Here is a 2,500-nt window from a genome sequence, read left to right on the forward strand (position 1 = left end):
CATTTCCTGTTTTAGAATGTTGGGTGCATAAAAAAAGGTTCCCTGCTTTCACAAGGAACCCTGATAATAAATTGGCAGCGACCTACTCTCCCACCGGTAAAGGCAGTACCATCAGCGCTGGTGGGCTTAACTTCTCTGTTCGGAATGGAAAGAGGTGGGCCCCACCGCCATAGCCACCATAAGGCTTTAAATATCTTTTGACATATCAACTGTAAGAGTATCACACACAAGAGGGCTTTCCACGGAAAGCTTACGGGTAATTAGTACTGCTCGGCTATGACATTCCTGCCTTTACACCTGCAGCCTATCAACGTTGTCATCTCCAACGTCCCTTTAAAGAAGTCTCATCTTGAGGGGAGTTTCGCACTTAGATGCTTTCAGCGCTTATCTCTTCCCAACGTAGCTACCCAGCAGTGCCCCTGGCGGGACAACTGGTACACCAGCGGTTGGTCCAACCCGGTCCTCTCGTACTAAGGTCAGGTCCTCTCAAACTTCTTGCGCCCACAACAGATAGAGACCGAACTGTCTCACGACGTTCTGAACCCAGCTCGCGTGCCACTTTAATGGGCGAACAGCCCAACCCTTGGGACCTTCTCCAGCCCCAGGATGTGACGAGCCGACATCGAGGTGCCAAACCTCCCCGTCGATGTGAGCTCTTGGGGGAGATCAGCCTGTTATCCCCAGAGTACCTTTTATCCTTTGAGCGATGGCCCTTCCATGCGGAACCACCGGATCACTATATCCGTCTTTCGACCCTGATCGGCTTGTAGGCCTCACAGTCAAGCACCCTTATGCTATTGCGCTCTGCGTACGGTTACCAAGCGTACTGAGGGTACCTTTGAAAGCCTCCGTTACTCTTTTGGAGGCGACCACCCCAGTCAAACTACCCACCACACACTGTTTCCATTAATGGATTAGGCATCAGATAAACAAAGGGCGGTATTTCACCAACAACTCCACCATGCCTAGCGACACGGCTTCAAAGTCTCCCGCCTATCCTACACATCATTTACCCAATACCAATGTGAAGCTATAGTAAAGGTTCATGGGGTCTTTTCGTCCCGTTGCGGGTAAGCGGCATCTTCACCGCTACTACAATTTCACCGAGCTCGTGGCTGAGACAGTGCCCAGATCGTTACACCATTCGTGCAGGTCGGAACTTACCCGACAAGGAATTTCGCTACCTTAGGACCGTTATAGTTACGGCCGCCGTTTACTGGGGCTTCAGTTCAGCGCTTCTCTTACGATAACGCCCCCCCTTAACCTTCCAGCACCGGGCAGGTGTCAGGCCTTATACTTTATCTTTCGATTTCGCAAAGCCATGTGTTTTTGCTAAACAGTCGCCTGGGCCTATTCACTGCGGCCTCTCTTTGCAGAGGAGGCGCCCCTTCTCCCGAAGTTACAGGGCCATTTTGCCTAGTTCCTTAGCCACGGATCACTCGAGCACCTCAGGATTCTCTCCTTGACTACCTGTGTCGGTTTGCGGTACGGGCAGCGCATACATTACTTAGAGGTTTTTCTTGGAAGTCTGATTAGGATCACTATCCACGCTGCCGAAGCATTGTGGTACTATCAGGTTCAGCTAGTCTTGCGGATTTGCCTACAAAACCAATACCTACACCCTTTAACGGACTATTCCGTCAGTCCGCGGATCTTTCACTACTCCGTCACCCCATCGCTGAATACGCTGGTATCGGAATATTAACCGATTGTCCATCGACTACCCCCTTCGGGTTCGCCTTAGGTCCCGACTAACCCTGATCCGATTAGCGTTGATCAGGAAACCTTAGTCTATCGGTGGGCGGGTTTCTCACCCGCCTTATCGTTACTTATGCCTACATTTGCTTTTCCATACGCTCCAACACCCGTTACCAGGTGCCTTCACCGCAGTATGGAATGCTCCCCTACCCAGTATAAATACTGCCTTAGCTTCGGTACTATACTTAATGCCCGATCATCATCGATGCCCTGTCGCTCGACCAGTGAGCTGTTACGCACTCTTTAAATGAATGGCTGCTTCCAAGCCAACATCCTGGCTGTCTAAGCAACTGGACCGCCTTAGTTCAACTTAGTATAGATTTTGGGACCTTAGCTGAAGGTCTGGGTTCTTTCCCTCTCGGACTTGGACCTTAGCACCCAAGCCCTCACTGCAGGGTTAATTTAACAGCATTCGGAGTTCATCAGGATTTGGTAGGATTTGACTCCCCCTAGTCCTATTGGTAGCTCTACCTCTGTTAAACATCACCCCACGCTGCTCCTAAAAGCATTTCGGGGAGTACGAGCTATTTCCCAGTTTGATTGGCCTTTCACCCCTACCCACAGCTCATCCAAAGACTTTTCAACGTCAACTGGTTCGGTCCTCCACTCCGTTTTACCGGAGCTTCAACCTGGCCATGGGTAGATCACAAGGTTTCGCGTCTACCCCCACTGACTAAGCGCCCTATTCAAACTCGCTTTCGCTCCGGCTACGTGGCTTAACCACTTAACCTTGCCAGTGAGG

General features: G+C 50.8%; 2 rRNA genes (1 of these 2 cut by a window edge). Both read right to left on the reverse strand.

Going from position 1 to position 2,500, the window contains the following annotated elements:
- Positions 1-69: 69 nt before the first annotated feature.
- Positions 70-181, reverse strand: a 5S ribosomal RNA gene (gene rrf / locus ACXACJ_RS14015).
- Between the two features lie 59 nt (positions 182-240).
- A 23S ribosomal RNA gene (locus ACXACJ_RS14020) occupies positions 241-2,500 on the reverse strand; it runs 614 nt beyond the window's last position.

The sequence above is a fragment of the Roseivirga sp. AWQ4_251 genome (genome assembly GCF_056158225.1).